Consider the following 18,161-nt stretch of genomic DNA (forward strand, 5'->3'; position numbering starts at 1 on the left):
TCCTTACGGGGCTTATTGCTTATTGTAACCATCGGTAACACTTAGTTTGCCATTAAAAAGCCTTTGATGAACTCATCAATCTCTCCATTTAAAACAGCTTCCGTGTTCGACGTCTGAATGTTCGTCCGGTGGTCTTTCACACGGCGGTCGTCCAATACATAACTCCTGATCTGAGACCCCCACTCTATTTTCATTTTGCCGGCTTCAGTTTCTGCTTTGGCAGCATTGCGTTTTTCAACCTCCAGCTGATACAGCTTCGATTTCAACATTTGCATCGCGTGTTCACGGTTGGCATGTTGACTACGTTCTATCTGGCACGTAATCATAATACCCGTAGGCTTGTGGGTTAACTGCACCTTGGTTTCCACCTTGTTTACGTTCTGCCCACCGGCACCACCTGAACGCGATGTCTGGATTTCGATATCGGCGTCTCTTATTTCTATTTGTATCGTATCATCGACCAAAGGATAAGCGTATACCGAGGCAAATGAGGTATGACGACGTGCATTGGAATCGAACGGTGAAACCCTCACCAAACGATGCACCCCGTTTTCTGATTTCAGAAAACCATAGGCCATCGGGCCTTCAATCTGCAATGAAACAGACTTTACACCCGCCGTATCACCATCCTGATAATCCAGTTCCGATACTTTGTAGCCCTTTTTATTGGCCCACATCATATACATACGCATTAATATGCTTGTCCAGTCCTGGCTTTCGGTTCCACCGGCACCTGCATTTATTTCGAGCACTGCACTAAACTGGTCTTCCTCGTTCGAAAGCATCTTTTTCAATTCCAGTTCTTCCAGTATCTCATTGAATTTCCTGCCTTCTTCGTCTACTTCCTCTTCTGTGGCTTCACCCATAGTGAAGAATTCGAATAAGGTCTCGAGGTCACCCACGGCACTCTCGGCTTTTTCGTAACCGGTTGTCCAGCCTTTCAGTGCACGCACTTGTTTCATTACGTTTTCGGCCTTTTCGGCATCTGTCCAGAATTCCGGTTGGGCCGTCTGGTTTTCGAGGTCATCTAATTGTTCTTTCTTGCTATCGTAGTCAAAGATACCCCCTTAAAGCCGCTACTCTGGCTTTTAACTCCTTCAATTGTTCGGTAGTCATATTTGTGTTTATAATTATTTTATTACTAAAAAGTGCTGCTTCCTTTTCAGAATCAGCCTGCAAAATTACTTAATTTTATTCATTATCTTTCGCTCGGCGTTACAGATATTAATCTGGCAGCTGTTTTTTCAAACAAATCAATTTTTTTTGTGTTATATCTGTACCATAAAAATGAAATTGTTTTCTTTAATGCCGGATTCCTTTCTGACAATTGTGAATAAAATTTTCAAGCGAAATGTCGGCGGCATACTATATAAACACCACCCTTGAATAGAAAACCTGAAAAATAATGAGTAACTACTCCATACGAGATTTAGAGCATCTATCAGGTATTAAAGCTCATACGCTCAGAATATGGGAACAACGTTATAATATTATAACCCCTAAAAGAACAGATACAAACATAAGGATTTATGACGACCATGACCTGAAGTTAGTACTGAATATTGCGCTACTGAAAGAACACGAATACAAGATTTCTGAAATTGCTAAATTCTCTACCGAACAATTATCTGAAGAAGTAATCAGCGTATCTGAAAAAAAACTTGGTTATCCGGATCAAATTCATGCACTGACCATTGCCATGATTGACCTCGATGAGGCACAATTCGAGAAGATAATGGTAGCGAGCATCCTCTCGTTTGGTTTTGAAGACATGATGACTAATATCATTTATCCATTTCTGAGCCGAATCGGTATTTTGTGGGTGACTGGCTCTGTTGGCCCGGCTCAGGAGCACTTTATCTCTAACCTGATCCGGCAGAAACTGATTGTAGCTATAGACGGACAAGTACCCAGGCTTAATGCCGAATCTAAAAAATTTGTCCTGTTTCTGCCTGACGGAGAACTGCATGAATTATCATTATTATTTGCCCATTATGTGCTCAGAGCCAGAAACAATAAAGTTGTCTATCTAGGGCAGACTCTGCCTTTCGACGAGCTTGTGTATGTCTGCGAAACACAAAAGCCTGACTATATTTTTACGGCCATTACTTCTACTCCTGCCCAGAACGAAACCCAGATATATGTGAGCCGCCTGGAGAAAGAATTTCCGGATATTCAGATATTACTCACTGGTTATCAGGTGATAGGTCAGGGGATAAAAACCCACCCCGGCACCAAAATTATTACGCATCTTGACCAGCTAATCGAAATTGCCGAGCACAGAAATTGAAGACTTGCCTAAAGTAAAACGCCCTTGCTTAAAAAAAGCAAGGGCGTTTACTATTATATACCTAAGCTATTATGCTTTTTTAGACTTTTTGGTCTCTATTGCTACCGGAGCTGCGGCTAGCTTTTCAGCCTCTTTTTTCATATCGCGTTGCATACCATCAACAACGATAGGCGTAGCTACGAATAACGAAGAGTATGTACCTACAATTACCCCAACAAACATGGCGAATACGAAACCACGGATGGTTTCACCACCGAAAATCAATAACACCAATAGTACAAGCAAGGTAGAGAATCCGGTTACGGCTGTTCTACTTAATGTACTGTTCAAGGCATTGTTAATAACGGTCGGGATATCTTCTTTCACATCGCGCTTTTCAGCCAGATACTCACGAACACGATCAAATACCACGACGGTGTCATTCATTGAATACCCCATGATAGTCAACACCGCACCTACAAAAGCCTGATCAACGTCAAGCGAGAATGGTAAGAAACCACGCAGGATAGAGAAGACCCCGAGGATAATGAGTACGTCGTGCGACAAGGCCACCAACGACCCGTAAGCAAAGGCAAGTTTACGGAACCGGATATAGATATAGGCAAATACCAATATCATCGATATTAACACCGCCTTCACTGCTCCCCAGATAGCATCGTTGGCAATAGTTGGCCCAACTTTAGACGAGCTCATCACTTTACCCGAGTTACCATTTACATTAGCTAAAGCTTTGTTTATATTAGATTGTAATTGATCTTCAACCTCTGTATTAGTATTCTCGATTTTGTAAGGAGTAGTGATTTTCACCTGATCGAAGCCACCGAAAGTTTTTACCTCAATCGCTTGTCCTTCAAATGTAGGCTTCAACGCTTGTTCGATATCTTCCGTGTTTACTGTTTGTGAAAACTTGGCGATGTATGTACGACCACCCAGAAAATCTACACCCAAACCGAAACCTTTAATGGCAATTGAAATAATACCTGCAATGATAATAGCACTTGAAATAGTGTAGTATAATTTGCGCTTCGATACGAAATCGAATTTCGAATCCTTGAACAGTTTTTCTGACCATTTGGTAGTAAATGAAACAGTTTTTCCTTTACCGATATAGTATTCAAACAATAGTCTTGAAATAAAAATTGCCGAGAACAATGAAGTGAAAATACCTATCAAAAGCGTAGTAGCGAACCCTAAGATAAGACCTGTACCGAAAGCGAATAACACAACCCCTGTGATAAGTGTAGTTACGTTAGAGTCAATGATTGACGACATCGCGTTTTTGAAACCGTCTCTTACCGCATCTTTAAAGGTTTTACCCAATGCCAGCTCTTCTTTGATACGCTCATAGATAAGTACGTTGGCATCCACCGATACGCCGACTGACAATACCATACCTGCAATACCAGGCAAAGTAAGTGTTGCACCAAATGAAGCCATTACTCCTAAAAGCAAGAACAGGTTGACAATAAGTGCGATATCCGCAATTACACCTGCCTTATTATAGTAAATCAATACAAAGCCCAATACTACCAGCAAACCAATTAATGAAGAGATAATACCTGCCTGAGCTGCCTCAGAACCTACCGTAGCCCCTACGATGTCTTCAGAGATAATATTGGTTGGCGCAGGTAATTTACCTGCTTTCAATACGTTGGCTAAGTCTTGCGCTTCTTCTACTGAAAAGTTACCGGCAATGCTCGAACGTCCACCAGCTATTTCTCCGTTTACATTAGGTGCAGAATACACGTAGTTATCAAGAATGATGGCAATCGGACGGCCAATGTTGGCACCTGTCAGCGCTTTCCATTTTCTGGCACCTTCCGCATTCATTTGCATTTCAACCGCAGGTTTTCCACGCTCATCATAATCCTGGTTAGCGTTGGTAATTACGTCTCCTTCTAATGGCGCTTTACCCAGGTCTTTCACGAAATACATGTCTACAATCTCTTCACTCACATTGGTGCCATTCGGACGAGGTTTGATGTCGAACACATAGCTGGCATTAGCCGGGAACAAAGCACGAACATCTGAACGGTCCATTACTTCTTTCACACGAGCAATGTCTTTGGTACGAATAGCCACGCCATAACCTGTAGGGATGAAAAGGTTACTGAAAGCGTTATTCTGGCGTTGTGCCAAAGCGGTAGTATCTCCTTTTTTCGCATCACCCTTAAGCTGAGCGCTCAGGCTGTTTTTGGTTGTGTCATTTGCTGCTTTAGCAACTGTATCTTTGGCTGCTGCCTGTGGTTCATTCTTTTTGGCGTCGATGTCCATTTGCAACAGGATACCGGCAAGGCCATCAAACGATGAAGCAATCTCCTGCATGGTATATACTTCGCAGAATTCCAGTTTAGCAGCGCCTGACAATAATTTACGTACACGGTCAGGATTATCAACACCCGGTAGCTCAACCTGAATACGGTTAGTACCTGATAATCTTTGCAGGTTAGGGTTAGATACCCCGAATTTATCAACACGAGTCTGAATGATTCTGAAGGCACGATCAAAAGCACCATCTACCTCTTTCTTAATGTAATTGACTACCTGGTTGTCTGAAGATTCAAGACTTAGCGTACCACGATTAGAACTATTAGAAAATACATTAGCCAATTTGGTATCAGGAGCTAGTTTTTTGTATTCCTGAGAAAACAAATCAACAAAATTTGTACTGTTGGTAACTGCTCTTTTTTGCGCATTTTCAATGGCTGTTGCTACTTTAGGATCTCTTGCGCTGGCAGCCAAAGAACGAACGATTTCGGCAGGAGAAACTTCAAGAATCACACTCATACCACCTTGAAGGTCAAGTCCTAAGCCTAATTCCTGTTTGGTAAGATCTTCTGTTGTTGTGCCTAAAAACACTGGTTGTTTCCACAAAGAGTCCAGATATCTTTGTTTTTTGGCATAGTCAATCTTTCCTGATTTGTCTGTAGCAAAAGCTTCAGCATCATTTCTGATGTCGTTGGCTTTCCAGGTACGTAATAAAAAGTAAGCACTGATTGTCAGGAAGGCAACCAAAAGCGCTATAATTCCACCTTTGTTGTTCATTAGAGGGTATATTTAAATATAAAACTGATTTCGTGTAAAAGCATCATGAAGAACTCATGACAATAATCAAGAAGAAGAACGCGCCAGACAGCGCATACAATACTATGGGGCGTTGGGTGCTATATAATGCTCATATAGCTTTTCGAAATAAGATAATCTGTAAAGAGGCTTGGTAATAGTTTTAACTGACGTTTCAACTACTACATAGATAATTTGCGGAAGCGGAATAAGGATGGCGTAACTACCGAAATCAAAAGCATGGCTCGGTACAACCACCTCAAGTGTTACTGCTCTTACAACAGTCTGTTCCTTTGAGTTGTCTTTTTTATCAGATTTCTCAGAGGCAGACTTTTGAACGGCAACGGGGGTTTCGTTCGAATGTTTGAGACAAATCTGCTTGCTCAAAACACTCGTCATAACCACCATGACGAACATTAAAAGTCCGAAAGAACGCGATATGTAAGAGTTTTTCCTCATTTAGGGTGACAAAGCTACAAGATTTTCACGAAATAAGTCAAACCTGACACTAAATTTTTAAAAAGATACAAATAGAAAACGTGCGGTATATCTGAAAATACGGTAGATATAGCGCACGTTTTGTATGAATGAACCGCATTTATTATTTGAAGACCACTACTCCTGACAATTTCATTTTATCTGCTTCTGTACCCGGCAAGGTCCAGTCATTGTTAAATCTGCCTCCGGCCACTACGTTATAAATAGTACCTTTAAAGAGAACAAAGTCCTGAAATCTGCCCAGTACATTCATAGGCGCAGGCGAGTTCTGGCGAGACATGGCACTGGGATTTTCGCTCACTGTCCACCACGATAGACCTGAATTAACCAGCACGTAGCGCGCCCCTATCGGAAACACATACGCCAGCCCGTAATCTGTGGCAGACGCTTTCAGTTCTACGGGCAACTTATCACTGAATTTCTCAATCAGGCTATTGGTTTCTTTGGTACCAAACAGAATCAGATTAGAGCTTTCAATATCACTTGGGCGAACTTCTTTGTCACTCAGTAAACGTGGAAAAACCATTACTCTACCAATAAAGTCGCCTCTGTAAACCGACCACTCCATTGCTTTTTGCGCTTCAGTGCGTCTTTTGTTCAGTTCGTCGGCAGAAGGGTTCCCACCGGTACCATAGACATAAATATGGCGGTCGGCTATGGCCTCTGTCATGGGGCCTTCTGCACCCGGTTTCTTGGCCGATGTTAAAGTACCGGACGTATTAATCGCCCATGAGTTATTATTTTGGGTAAGTGTTACATTCGCTCCTGTTTCGGCTCTGATTGTCTGCCCGTTTATTATCAACTCTATTGGAGATTTTGATTTAAAGCTCGGGTGACCTGTCAGGTTTAATGTAAAGGTTTTTAGTCCTTTTGTGCTTATTTCAATGTGATTTCTGGCCGTAAATTTCGCATCAATCAAAGCAGTAGTACCCGGTGTAAATTCATCAAGCACTACCCAGTAAGCCTTATTATGTTTATACTGGCTAGTGGCAAAACGCACGCGTTCAGGATACGGGTTTCTTTTGAATTTAGAGAACCAGTCGAATATAAATTCATCTTTATAGGCATTTTCCCAACTGTTGTGTTTCACGCCGGGGTACTCTGTGTACTCTACCTGAGCACCTGCATCTTTGAAGCGTTGCACCCATTTACGGGTTGAGTCAACTTTTACAGCCGGATCCTGATCTCCCTGAAAGAAATAAACCGGATAATTCAATGCATTAGGTACCATTTCGAGTGTTCCGCCGGGAGGGGCAGGACAAACAGGAGCAATAGCAGCCCAGATGTCCGGATAACTCAACCCTATCCACATGGTTCCGCCGCCGCCCATTGATAAACCGGTAAGGTAAGTACGGTTTTCATCAATTGAAAAACGTTTTTTTGCATCAGCCAGCATGTCCATCACATCTTTTTCAGCAACACCCTGATACCCCATTGTTCCTCTGGCATAGGCACTTATAACAATGTAATTAACATCTTTCCACTCCGGAAAATAACGACTGGCTTCTACATCAGACTCCCCTTCGGCGTTACTTTTACCAAATACCCGGCGTAAAGCCAACCGGTGATTAGAGCCCGCTCCATGTAACATTACCACCAATGGGTATTTTTTCTTTGGGTTGTAGTTTTTGGGCAGATACAAACCATAAGGCTGCTCGGTATCGTCAACATCTGACCGGAAAGTGAGAACCTGCGGACCGGGAGCCAGTTTTTGCCCGAAAGCAATGAAGTGCAATCCTGACAGCACTAATGCCATCAGGATTGTTTTAAAATTTAAGGTTTTCATAGTTTTATAGAATTTAAATCGTGTTACAGATTTGCGCCACTTTTAAAATCAATACCCATTACCTGCATTACAATTTGAGTGGATAGCGCCTTTTCGTTTTTGAATACGAAATAAATGTCATGCGTACCGCCTGATGATATTTTCACAGGTGCCAACACAGTTCCTCTTCTTACGGCCATCTGCATATCTTGTCTTACACCGGGAATAGGTGGTGGGGCTTGTTGTGCTCCATTATTAGCCTGCGGACGGAAAGGTGCAGGTTCTTTTACCTCAATCATTCCCGTTTTGCCGACTAAAGGCCCAGTTGGTGAATCTAGACGGATTTCTATTACCCCCCCGGCTGCGCCTACACGGGTAGTTGCCTGTATGTAGAAGTCAATCTGGTCTATGCTGGTTAAGTCTATTTTGTTGTAAGCAATGTAAGAATCGTTACCTACTATAAAGAAAGACTTTGACGGTGTCATTACTTTCTGCGTTCCTTTCGCTTTATCTGCCAGTTCCGGGTCTAACAGTGAATTTCTCAACACAATGGTCTCTTCAGATTGCAAGGCAGGCATCAGTTTGGTACCTCTGTCTTTATAAGAAGCTCTTAGCACAAAAGAACCGTTTTCTTTTTGTCCGGCAGGTATGGCTGTAGTATAGCTACCTTTAGTTGGGTGAGACTGTACCACCTTTTTCTCGCCGATGCTCAGAATATATTCAACCATTGAGGTAGCATCACTTAGCGGAAGCTGCGGGTGTGCACTCATGGCATGCTCGCCCCAAACACCCATACCACCACTGATTACTTTCTTGGCCAGTTGATCTATTATTGCGGTGTTTCCTTTGTATTTATTGGCAATATCAGTATAGCTTGGGCCAACTGACTTCTTGTCAATCACGTGGCAGGCTTTGCAATCACTTGCATTGATTAACCTCTGCCCTGTAGAAGCAAAAGCGGCTGCGTCGGCACCTCTATGGTTTTGAGAAACCTCAATTTTATCATAGCCAATAGGCATGTAGTCAATATTAACTGCCACCTGCTCAGGCTTTATTTTGCCATTGCTCAGGCTGCCGTCTTCTTTATCTGTTACTTTCACATCATACTCAATCGGCTGATTGGGGAAATAGAAAGTTCTGTTTCCTTTCAGGATATCAAACGCAACAGTTGGTGGTTCGTTTCCTACTTTTATATCCAGCGATTTGCTGTTTTTGGCTCCTTTGGCGTCTGTTACAGTCAGAGTAGCTTTGTAGATACCCGGTTTGTCAAAACTTACGGCTGGGTTTGCCGTTTTAAAAGTTCTTGTTCCGGTGGTTTTGTTGCTTACTGTCCATTGATAGCTAAGCACATCTCCATCCGCATCAGTTGTGCCGGCAGAAGAGAAATTAACTTTTAACGGAATCGCTCCACCTGTTTTATCGACAGCAAGCTGTACTTCCGGTTTGCGGTTACCGGCGTTGTATTCAACTTTTACCAGGCGGGCGTTGTCGTTGCCTCTGAACCAAGCCGTTCCATATTCAAGTACATATAGGTCACCGTCAGGTGCGAAGTCAATATCAATAGCACTACCAAAATCAGTATTTGGCATAAAGCGTTCCATTGATTTATAGTTGCCGTTTTCGTCCATCGTTATGCTCATAATCCAGCCACGCATAAACTCTACAATCAGCCATTTGTTTTCATAATAATCAGGAAAAGGGCGTTTCGCGAACGGGAAGTCTGAACGATGATACACCGGGCCACCGGTTGCACTTCTGCCCGAGCTACCCACCAGCGGGAATTCTTCTGAAATAGCGTAAGGATACCAGATAAATGCTTTTTGAGCCGGAGGCAACTCTCTCAGACCTGTGTTGTTAGGTGAATCGTTGATAGGCTTAGAAGGATCAAACTTCGACTCGGCTTTGATTTTGTTGGTAACAAAGTCCCAGTCTGAATATACTTTATTGTCGCCTATGAAATACGGCCAGCCAAAATAGCCCGGGCCTTTGGCCTGATTGAACTCATCATAACCACGAGGGCCGCGTTCTGAATCTTTAGAGGCATCAGGGCCTACTTCTCCCCAGTATAGGTATCCTGTTTTGCTGTCGATACTTGGTCTCCAGGGATTACGGTGACCCATGGTATAGATTTCCGGACGGGTTTTAGGGGTTCCTACAGGAAATAGATTGCCTTTCGGAATGGAATATGTTCCGTTGGCTTCCGGTTTAATTCTCAGGATTTTTCCGCGGAGGTCGTTAGTGTTGGAAGCTCCGCGTTGGTCGTCCCAGTTTTCCTGATTGGGGCGTTCGTCAATGGGTGCGTATCCGTCAGAATTACTATTACTTGTGTTATTTCCTACCGTCAGGTATAGATTACCGGCTTTGTCAAATACCATGCCGCCTCCTGTGTGGCAGCACTCTTCTCTTTGGGTCGGTACATTCAGCAGTATTTTCTTTGATGATTCCACCAGTTCTTCTCCTTTCAGCTCCCAGCGAGCCAATACGTGTTTAGCTACATCAGTATCAGCATAATACATGTAAATCCAATGATTTTTCTCAAAGTTCGGGTCCAGCACCAAACCCATTAAGCCTTCTTCGGCTTCACGTTTCACTCCCTCACGATTGGTATACTTGGTATTGACCGGAATTGTCGCCAGTGTTTTTATTTCCTTTGTTGCGGGGTTATATTGTTTCAAAGCCCCTTTTCGTTCTACCAACAAAACGCGCCCGTCTTTCAGTAATGCCATTTCCATGGGTTCGTCCAGCTTCTCAGCCAGCACCACTTTGGTGAATCTGTTTTCTTCAGGAGCCTGCGCGAGACTTTTCAGGGCAACAAAAAGCCCCGTTACAAAGAGACTTGTAAACTTTTTGTACTGTATCATAGTATTAAAAACGGTAAACGGGTTTTATTTGGAATAATTCAATAGTTTTAGTAATTCGTCTATGCTCGACTCACTCACCGGTATATCGTAAGTTCCTATCTTGATTCTCTGCCCTCTAATTGATTCGATTTTGTCAGTATTCACAATGAATGATTTATGAATACGCATGAATTGTTTGGGTGGCAATTTTTCTTCTATTGCCTTCATTGTAGATTTAGTAAGAATAGGTTTGGTCTGGGTGGTTAAAAAGATTTTGATGTAATCTTTCAGACCTTCTATGTGTGTAATGTCTTTAATGGTAATTTTTACTAAAGAGTACTCTACATTAATAAAAAAGAATTCGGGGAATTCATCCGCTTTAGCTACGGGTTCGGTTATTGTGGTGGTAGTGGCAGGAGTGGTGGCTGTTGTAGTCGTATTCTTACGGTGCAGTTCCAATGCTTTATAGGCCGCTTTGGTGAATCTTTCCAGACTTACGGGTTTCATCAGGTAGTCTATCACGTCTAAATCATAACTCTCAACCGCATAATTGGCATAGGCTGTTACAAATATAACCATTGGTTTTTCGCGCAAACTCTGCAGAAACTTGGTTCCTAGCATACCCGGCATCTGAATATCCAGAAACATCAGGTCTATTTTTTCTTCCTGCAAAGCCTGCATGGCTTCAAAAGGGTTTTTACAGGTACGTACCAGTTCCAGAAAAGGTATCTGCTTGATGTTCTCTTCCAGAAGTTTCCGTCCCATACTTTCGTCATCAACGGCAATGCATTTGAGTATCATGAGCCAATTGTTTTTAGTTGTAAAAACAGAGAAACCACAAACCAATTGTTCTCTTTTCTTATTTCCAGTTTATGCTTATCGGAATATAAGAGTTCCAGCCGGCGTTTTACATTTTTTAGTCCGATGCCCGAGCTGCTGTCTTTATCTTCGGGTAATTCAGGAGTTATTTTGTTTTTTACTTCATAAAACAATTCGCTGTCATTACACCTTACCAGCACATCAATCACCGGCAAATCTATCATCCCCACACCATGTTTAAAGGCGTTTTCTACAAATGGTATCAACAACATAGGTTCTATTATCTGAGCGCCTATGTTACCTTCTGCCTTCATGTTTATTTCAACATCTTCTTCAAATCTTACCCTCTGCAGTTCAATATAATTGTTCAGATAGTTGATCTCTTTGTCCAGCGACACCTGCTCATCATCGGCTTCATACAACATATAGCGCATCAGTTCTGAAAGTTGGATGGTTACCGCCTCGGCTGCACTTGATTTCGTACGTATGAGATATACAATGCTGTTGAGTACATTAAAAATAAAATGAGGGCTTATCTGTGAACGCAGAAAAGACAACTCGGCCTGCAGTTTCTCCTGTTTTTCTTCCTGCTTGATTTTCTCCTGATCACCCATGTAAATAATCAGCCCGTAAACCGTACTTACAGCACTTACAAAAAGAACCGGAAACATGGTCTTGAATTCAAAAATAGAAATTTTATGACCATTCATATCAAGAGCGGTTTCCCACAACCAGAGTTTCAGCAAATACTGAATGAGTACAAATACAAAACTCAGCACAATTACCGAAAACACATAAGACCCTACGCCTCGTTTCCGAAGAAAATAGGGCATCAGTATTAAGGTGTTGATAAAAAACTGAGGAATATGCGTAGTAGATAAGGGAACGATGTGTTCTATATACCACCGGTCTCTTTCGGTATCGTTCATATAAGCATTAATAATGGGCCAAACTAACCACACGCCCCAAAATAATAGATGAAACAATACGCGGAAGAGATGTTGATAAGATATCTTTCTGTTTAGTATAGTCATTGATTGTTAAATTGTTTTGATAAATTTTTGTACTTTTTTAAGTTACGTATACCCTAAACACCTATCATGGGAAAAGTACAAAGTGTAAACAAATCTATACTATTAAAATAATTCAATTAGCATTAAACAGACCAAAGTTAGAAGTCTGACGACAAAACTCCGTAACGCGCAATCAAAATCAGATTTTGAGTAGTTTTTTGCCCTTTTAAAGCATTCATAAGCATCATTTTATCTTTCATCTTCAATCTTCAACCTTTCATCTATTCCCTAAAAATGTACAAAAACCACCCCTTTATTTTGTAGCCGTTATCAATAACAAGCGACAAAAAACAAATTATAAAAAATACGACAATGAAAAAGTTTATCACTATTTTAAGTTTGGTTGTTCTCACCGGTCTTTCGGCTTCAGCACAATTTCCCGGTGGCGGCGGAGGTAGACCCGGCGGTGGCGGTATGGGCGGCCAAAGAGGAGACGGCAACGGAAGACCAAATAATGCACAACAAACACCTACCTTGAACCTTGATGGTAATGCCCCTAAGGGTAATTCGAAAATATCAGGCTTTGTGGTTGACGAAGCGGTTACCACGGCTGTAGAATTCGCTAATATTGCTCTTCACAGCAAAGCAACTAACAAGGTAGTAGACGGAACCATGGCCGACGAGAAAGGAAAATTCTCATTAACAAGAGTGGCCGTTGGCGAATACAAACTGGTTATCAGTTTTATCGGATATGCTGATAAAACCATTGACAACATAAAAGTAGAAAAAGGAAAAGACATTGATCTGGGCGTGATTAAATTATCGACCAGCGCCAAACAACTGGATGAGGTAACGGTGACAGCCGAAAAATCAATGATTGAAGAAAAAGTAGACCGTCTGGTTTATAATGCAGAAAAAGACATTACTTCGAAAGGTGGCGATGCTGCCGATGTGTTGCGTAAAGTACCTTTATTGACCGTTGACCTTGACGGTAACGTTTCATTACGCGGAACTTCGAACATCCGGGTTCTGATTAACAACAAGCCATCTACTATTATTGCCAGCAGCATTGCTGATGCCCTTAAGATGATTCCTTCTGAACTGATTAAATCAGTTGAGGTAATCACTTCTCCATCGGCCAAATATGACGCCGAAGGTTCGGGTGGTATTATTAACATCATCACCAAGAAAAGTACTATTGAGGGCTTAACGCTGAATCTTGACGCAGGTGCGGGGATCCGTGGCTCTAACTTAGGCTTGAACGGTAATATCCGTAAAGGCAAATTGGGTGTATCAATGGGTGGCGGTGGCCGTGCTTTTTACAACAAGGCGGGTATTTCGCTAGACCAAAGTACAGTATTGAATGGTAGTACCGTATTAACCAAACAAACAGCTGATGCCTTTGATAACGGTTTATTTGGCCGCTATAACTTAGGGTTTGATTATGACATTTCTAAAAACCAGTCATTGACGGCAGGTATTAACTTTGGTACGCGTAATTTTATCAGAACACAGGACTTCACAACCAATCTATATACCAACAACGTATTTAACTCAACGTCTTACAGAAATGTTGACAGCAAAGATTTGTCAAACTCGGTTGATGTGAACCTGGATTATATCCGTACATTCAAGCCATCACAAGAATGGTCGATTTCAACACAGTATAGTAAAAGTAATCTTAAAAATAATTTCCTTGCTGATTTACTGAACGAATCGAGCAATCTGGTAAGCCGTCAGAAAAACCTGAACGGTAACACTAATCAGGAAGTTACGTTGCAAACCGATTTCCAGACGCCTATCAAACAAAACCAGATGTTTGAAGTGGGCTTGAAAGGAATCTTCCGTCAGGTAAACAGTGATTTCAGTTATCTGATTGCAGGCCCAACAGGTGACTTTGCCACTGATGCAAGGAATCCTTCAGGTTTATTAGATTACTCGCAAAATATTGCGTCAGGTTATTTGTCATATACTTATTCAACCAAGAATAAATATACTTTCAAAATAGGTACACGCTATGAGTATACTACTATTGAAGCACAGGATCAGACAAAAGCTATTGATATTCCGGCTTACGGCAACCTGGTACCAAGTGTGAACGTTTCGAAAACTATTGGTTCTACCACTCTGAAAGCTGCTTACAACAAACGTATTCAACGCCCGGGCTTGCAACAGCTGAACCCGAACTTTAATGCTGCTAACCCTCAGAACATTACCATTGGTAACCCAAGCCTTCGTCCGGAAATAACTGACAACTTCGAATTGAGCGCCAGTTCAAACATTAAAAAAGTTTATCTGAATACTTCGGTATTCGGCCGTCTGACTAACAATTCTATCCTTCGTTTGAGCGCGCCTTCTGATACATTGATAGGTGCCATTGTTACTACTTTCCAGAACGTCGGAAAACAGCAAATGTTCGGTACTAATATATTCGGTAACATCAACATCACGCCAAAATGGTCGGTAAATGCCGGTATCGATTTGTACTATAACTATCTTGAAGGACAGGTACAAGGTGCCGACGGATATTCATCGCTTATCAGCAACGATGGTATTGTAATTGGCGGACGCCTGCAAACACAGGTACAGTTGAAAAACGGATGGGGTATACAAGGTTTTAGTTTCTTCCGCGGTAACCAGATACAATTGCAGGGTACACAAGGTAGCTTCTATATGTACTCACTTGGTTTCAGAAAAGATTTCAAAAACAAAAAAGGAAGCCTTGGTCTGGCAACAGAGAACTTTCTGGGTGGGATGAAAGTGAAATCGACCTCGAACTCAGCACAGTTTAATCAGGTGAGCATCAACAATATCTATAACCAGAACGTGAAACTGACATTCAGTTATAAAATTGGTAACATGAGAATGGTTGAAAAGAAAAGTAAAGTGAAGAATGATGATGTGAAAGCTGGAGAAGGCAATAACATGAACAACTAAGGATTTTCAAAATTAGGTTTTTTATAGTTTTGTTTTAGTTAAAGGAGCTATCTACTATTGATAGCTCTCTTTCTATTTTTTAGGCTTTATGTTTTTTACTACCTCCTGTTTTTTCAACACAATACTCCAGACAGCAAAACCGGATTCATCATTAAAACAAAGTTTGCCTGCACCTTTAGCGGCACTAATAGGCGCAGTATAAATAAAAAGAGAATCCCCGATGCTTTGAATGTTATTGCTTAATACTTGATTCTGAGCCGATGCATCTGCGTAGGCTTCCAGCACCTCTTTTTCTTTGGTATACAGAGCTTTGTTGTTTTCAATATCCGGTTTGCCTAATAAACGAATTTTCAGGTTATATTTTCCGGACAATGAGTCTATCATTGGCATGTTTTTCAGCCGGCATATTTCTTCCGCTCTTTCTTTCGACGCCCCTTTCATCTGTTCTTCCAAATCGGTTGTCAAATCAGTGGCTATCCGGCTACCCAGTGTCTCGACCTGCTCCATGATTTGCGCCGGAGTCACTCTTTTTATTTTGTGACCTTCCATCTCATCTTTCACCTCTGTGGTATCCAGGCGTTGCGGGTTTGAACACCCCGACTGAGCCAGAAACAAGCCTAGTATTAAAACCGTGTTTTTTTTCATGCTTCTCTTAAACAAATTCTTTTCCTTTGTTTCCTGCCGTAGCCACAAATTCTTTTACCTTTTGCTCGTCTTCCTTGCGACAAATCATAAGTACATTGTTATACTCAGCTACAATGTATCCGTCCAGACCGTTAATAACTACCAATCGGTCATCAGGCGTTTTTACAATACAGTTATGTGTGTTATACAAGAGGGTATTGCCATCTACTACATTCTGGTGTTCATCCTTTTCTGATATCTCATAGAGCGATTTCCAAGTACCCAGGTCAGACCAACCGATATCAGAAAGCACTACGAATACATTTTCAGCTTTTTCCATCACACCGTTGTCGATCGATATGCTTTTACATTGCGGATACGCTCTTTTAAGCGCTTCTGCTTCCCGCTCCGAATAGAAATCTTTCTTGATTTCTTCAAAAGCCTCTGCCATTTCGGGCAAAAACATTTCAAAGGTTTTTTTGATAGTTCTCACATTCCAGATAAAAATTCCGGCATTCCACACAAACTCTCCGCTTTCCACAAACTTAACGGCCCATTCAAGATCCGGCTTTTCAGTAAAGGTCTTTACTCTTTTTATATCGCCTTCGGTCTCTGCAAACTGAATATAGCCATAGCCTGTGTCAGGACGGGTCGGCTTAATGCCCAGCGTAATCAGCACATTATTCTTTTCTGAAAAATGCAAGGCTATATTGATTCTTCTACGAAACTCTTCTTCTTTCAGAATAATGTGGTCGGCCGGCGCCACTACAATATTGGCATCCGGATTTTTAGAAGCAATTTTATAGCAGGCGTATCCGATACAAGGCGCTGTGTTTCTGCGACTCGGCTCCAGCAATATCTGATCATCTGACAGATAAGGCAACTGCTCTTTGGTTATATGATAATATTCCTCGCTCGTAACAATGTAGATGTTTTCTGTGGGACAAACTCCTTCAAAGCGCTCAACAGTCTGTTGAATCATTGTTTTGCCGATTCCGAGAACATCATGGAATTGCTTTGGGTTGGTTGTACGGCTAAAAGGCCAGAATCTCGTTCCGACACCCCCAGCCATTATAATTACGTAGTTATTTTTCATCAAAATCTACTAGTGTTAAAATAGTGCCCCAGTAATTTGCCCGGTTCAGGTAAGTCGATCTCATTGTGAAGGCAGAAAGGGTAAATGCCTTGTTTGATGCAGCCTTACCAAAATATTACTTAAGGTTAAATAATTATCTGGTTTTATGAAGTGTATTAATTGTGTGCTAATATTGATTCAAATACTTTTCTACACGTAAAGCTACGTTTTCTCTGATATTCATCCAAAATAAGTTTATGTCAGCCCGGTGCCATATTTTGGTCCGTAAAAATACTCTGCTTCTTACATAAGGTTTATTAATCCACAAAATGCCTTGGTGCGCCTGCGCATCTGCTGCCTGTTCTACGAATGTGAAATGCAGACCAACGCCACCTTTATTTTCTTTTTTTGATACAAAATCTTCATCGAGCTTCCACGATAAAGGGTTGGTACATACAGCAGACTTTAACCCGTCTTCATAATAAGGCGGGTAATAATCTCTTGCAAAGGTATTCCAGGAAACAAAACCCCCGATGTCATCTGCCGACTGGCTCGGTTTAATGTTTTCGAATGTGTCGGCTGTAGTAGCAATACCTATCAGGTATGCTTCTACCAATTGTTTCTGTAAGGGTCTCCCATCAAAAAACTCCTTCAGCAGGCGCTTGGCCAAAACTGTTCCCTGGCTATGAGAAGCGATGATAATAGGGCGGTTCTGGTTCCAATGTTGAAGATAGTATTCAAACGCCGATTTCACATCAGTATAGGCCAAATCGAGCGCTTGTTTTTTATCTTCCTCATTACTGGTCAGAAAACTGTAATAATGAGCCTGCCTGTATCGGGGTGCGTATATTTTTCCTGAGCCGTTAAAAGCTGTGGCCTGATTCAGAATAGTAGACTCGTCAACCATTGCGTTCAGTTCTTGATCATTTACATCAGCATTCCAGAGATACCTGTTTCTGGGAGCGTAAGTGTAAATGGTAGGATGAAGAAAGAAAACATCCGCTTTTGCGTCCTGCTGATTATCTTTTACAGTAGATTTTAAGGGTATTTTATCTGCAGCATCTTCTTTGTCCGGCAAAGCCGCCCAGGTTTCTTTCAGGTTATAATCTGGCGTTGGCGGAATGCGGGTAGAATCGAAACCAGAGTGGAGAATTACGTGTTTTTGGGCATAAACAAACCCGTTTATCAAGGTAAAAAACAAAAATAAATATGGAAAAAACCCTTTTCTCATCTTATA

12 protein-coding genes are annotated in these 18,161 nt (G+C 41.7%); 2 read left to right on the plus strand and 10 right to left on the minus strand.

The features are described 5' to 3' along the window. Positions 1–41: 41 nt before the first annotated feature. A protein-coding gene (gene prfB, locus AC1RRY_RS14300) for a peptide chain release factor 2 (protein ID WP_492819646.1) occupies positions 42–1,116 on the minus strand; the annotation gives its coding sequence in 2 pieces (ribosomal slippage) (positions 42–1,055 and positions 1,057–1,116; 1,074 coding nt in all). 289 nt (positions 1,117–1,405) lie between these two features. On the opposite strand from prfB, the gene AC1RRY_RS14305 reads away from it, so the two are divergent. Continuing rightward, positions 1,406–2,290 (plus strand): MerR family transcriptional regulator, encoded by an 885-nt coding sequence (locus AC1RRY_RS14305; protein ID WP_492819644.1) that lies wholly within the window; start codon positions 1,406–1,408, stop codon positions 2,288–2,290. A gap of 69 nt (positions 2,291–2,359) precedes the next feature. Here the strand turns inward: AC1RRY_RS14305 and secDF are convergent, their stop codons facing one another. From secDF to AC1RRY_RS14335, 6 genes are all read right to left on the minus strand, one after another. Next, entirely contained in the window at positions 2,360–5,335 is a 2,976-nt protein-coding gene (secDF, locus tag AC1RRY_RS14310; RefSeq protein ID WP_492819642.1) for a protein translocase subunit SecDF, read from the minus strand. 102 nt (positions 5,336–5,437) lie between these two features. Beyond that, on the minus strand, positions 5,438–5,812 hold the full coding sequence (locus AC1RRY_RS14315; protein WP_492819640.1) for a hypothetical protein: 375 nt from the start codon (positions 5,810–5,812) through the stop codon (positions 5,438–5,440). A gap of 142 nt (positions 5,813–5,954) precedes the next feature. Next, positions 5,955–7,637 (minus strand): carboxylesterase family protein, encoded by a 1,683-nt coding sequence (locus AC1RRY_RS14320; protein ID WP_492819638.1) that lies wholly within the window; start codon positions 7,635–7,637, stop codon positions 5,955–5,957. 23 nt (positions 7,638–7,660) lie between these two features. After that, entirely contained in the window at positions 7,661–10,477 is a 2,817-nt protein-coding gene (locus AC1RRY_RS14325) for a PQQ-dependent sugar dehydrogenase (RefSeq protein ID WP_492819636.1), read from the minus strand. A 24-nt stretch (positions 10,478–10,501) separates the two neighbouring features. After that, complete coding sequence (locus AC1RRY_RS14330; protein ID WP_492819634.1) at positions 10,502–11,257, minus strand: LytR/AlgR family response regulator transcription factor; 756 nt, start codon at positions 11,255–11,257, stop codon at positions 10,502–10,504. Further along, a complete protein-coding gene (locus tag AC1RRY_RS14335) occupies positions 11,254–12,204 on the minus strand; it encodes a sensor histidine kinase (protein ID WP_492819632.1) in 951 nt (316 codons plus the stop codon). The genes AC1RRY_RS14330 and AC1RRY_RS14335 overlap by 4 nt, the downstream gene beginning before the upstream one ends. Before the next feature lie 456 nt (positions 12,205–12,660). Here AC1RRY_RS14335 and AC1RRY_RS14340 point away from each other — a divergent pair, with 456 nt between their 5' ends. Next, positions 12,661–15,225, plus strand: a complete 2,565-nt coding sequence (locus tag AC1RRY_RS14340) for a TonB-dependent receptor (protein ID WP_492819630.1) — start codon at positions 12,661–12,663, stop codon at positions 15,223–15,225. A 72-nt stretch (positions 15,226–15,297) separates the two neighbouring features. Here the strand turns inward: AC1RRY_RS14340 and AC1RRY_RS14345 are convergent, their stop codons facing one another. From AC1RRY_RS14345 to AC1RRY_RS14355, 3 genes are all read right to left on the minus strand, one after another. Continuing rightward, positions 15,298–15,870, minus strand: a complete 573-nt coding sequence (locus AC1RRY_RS14345) for a hypothetical protein (RefSeq protein WP_492819628.1) — start codon at positions 15,868–15,870, stop codon at positions 15,298–15,300. Between the two features lie 7 nt (positions 15,871–15,877). Beyond that, positions 15,878–16,945 (minus strand): mannose-1-phosphate guanylyltransferase, encoded by a 1,068-nt coding sequence (locus tag AC1RRY_RS14350; RefSeq protein WP_492819626.1) that lies wholly within the window; start codon positions 16,943–16,945, stop codon positions 15,878–15,880. A 166-nt stretch (positions 16,946–17,111) separates the two neighbouring features. After that, positions 17,112–18,155 (minus strand): DUF3089 domain-containing protein, encoded by a 1,044-nt coding sequence (locus AC1RRY_RS14355; RefSeq protein WP_492819624.1) that lies wholly within the window; start codon positions 18,153–18,155, stop codon positions 17,112–17,114. Positions 18,156–18,161 lie beyond the last annotated feature (6 nt).

Source organism: Emticicia sp. GW821-FHT11C11 (assembly GCF_058808615.1).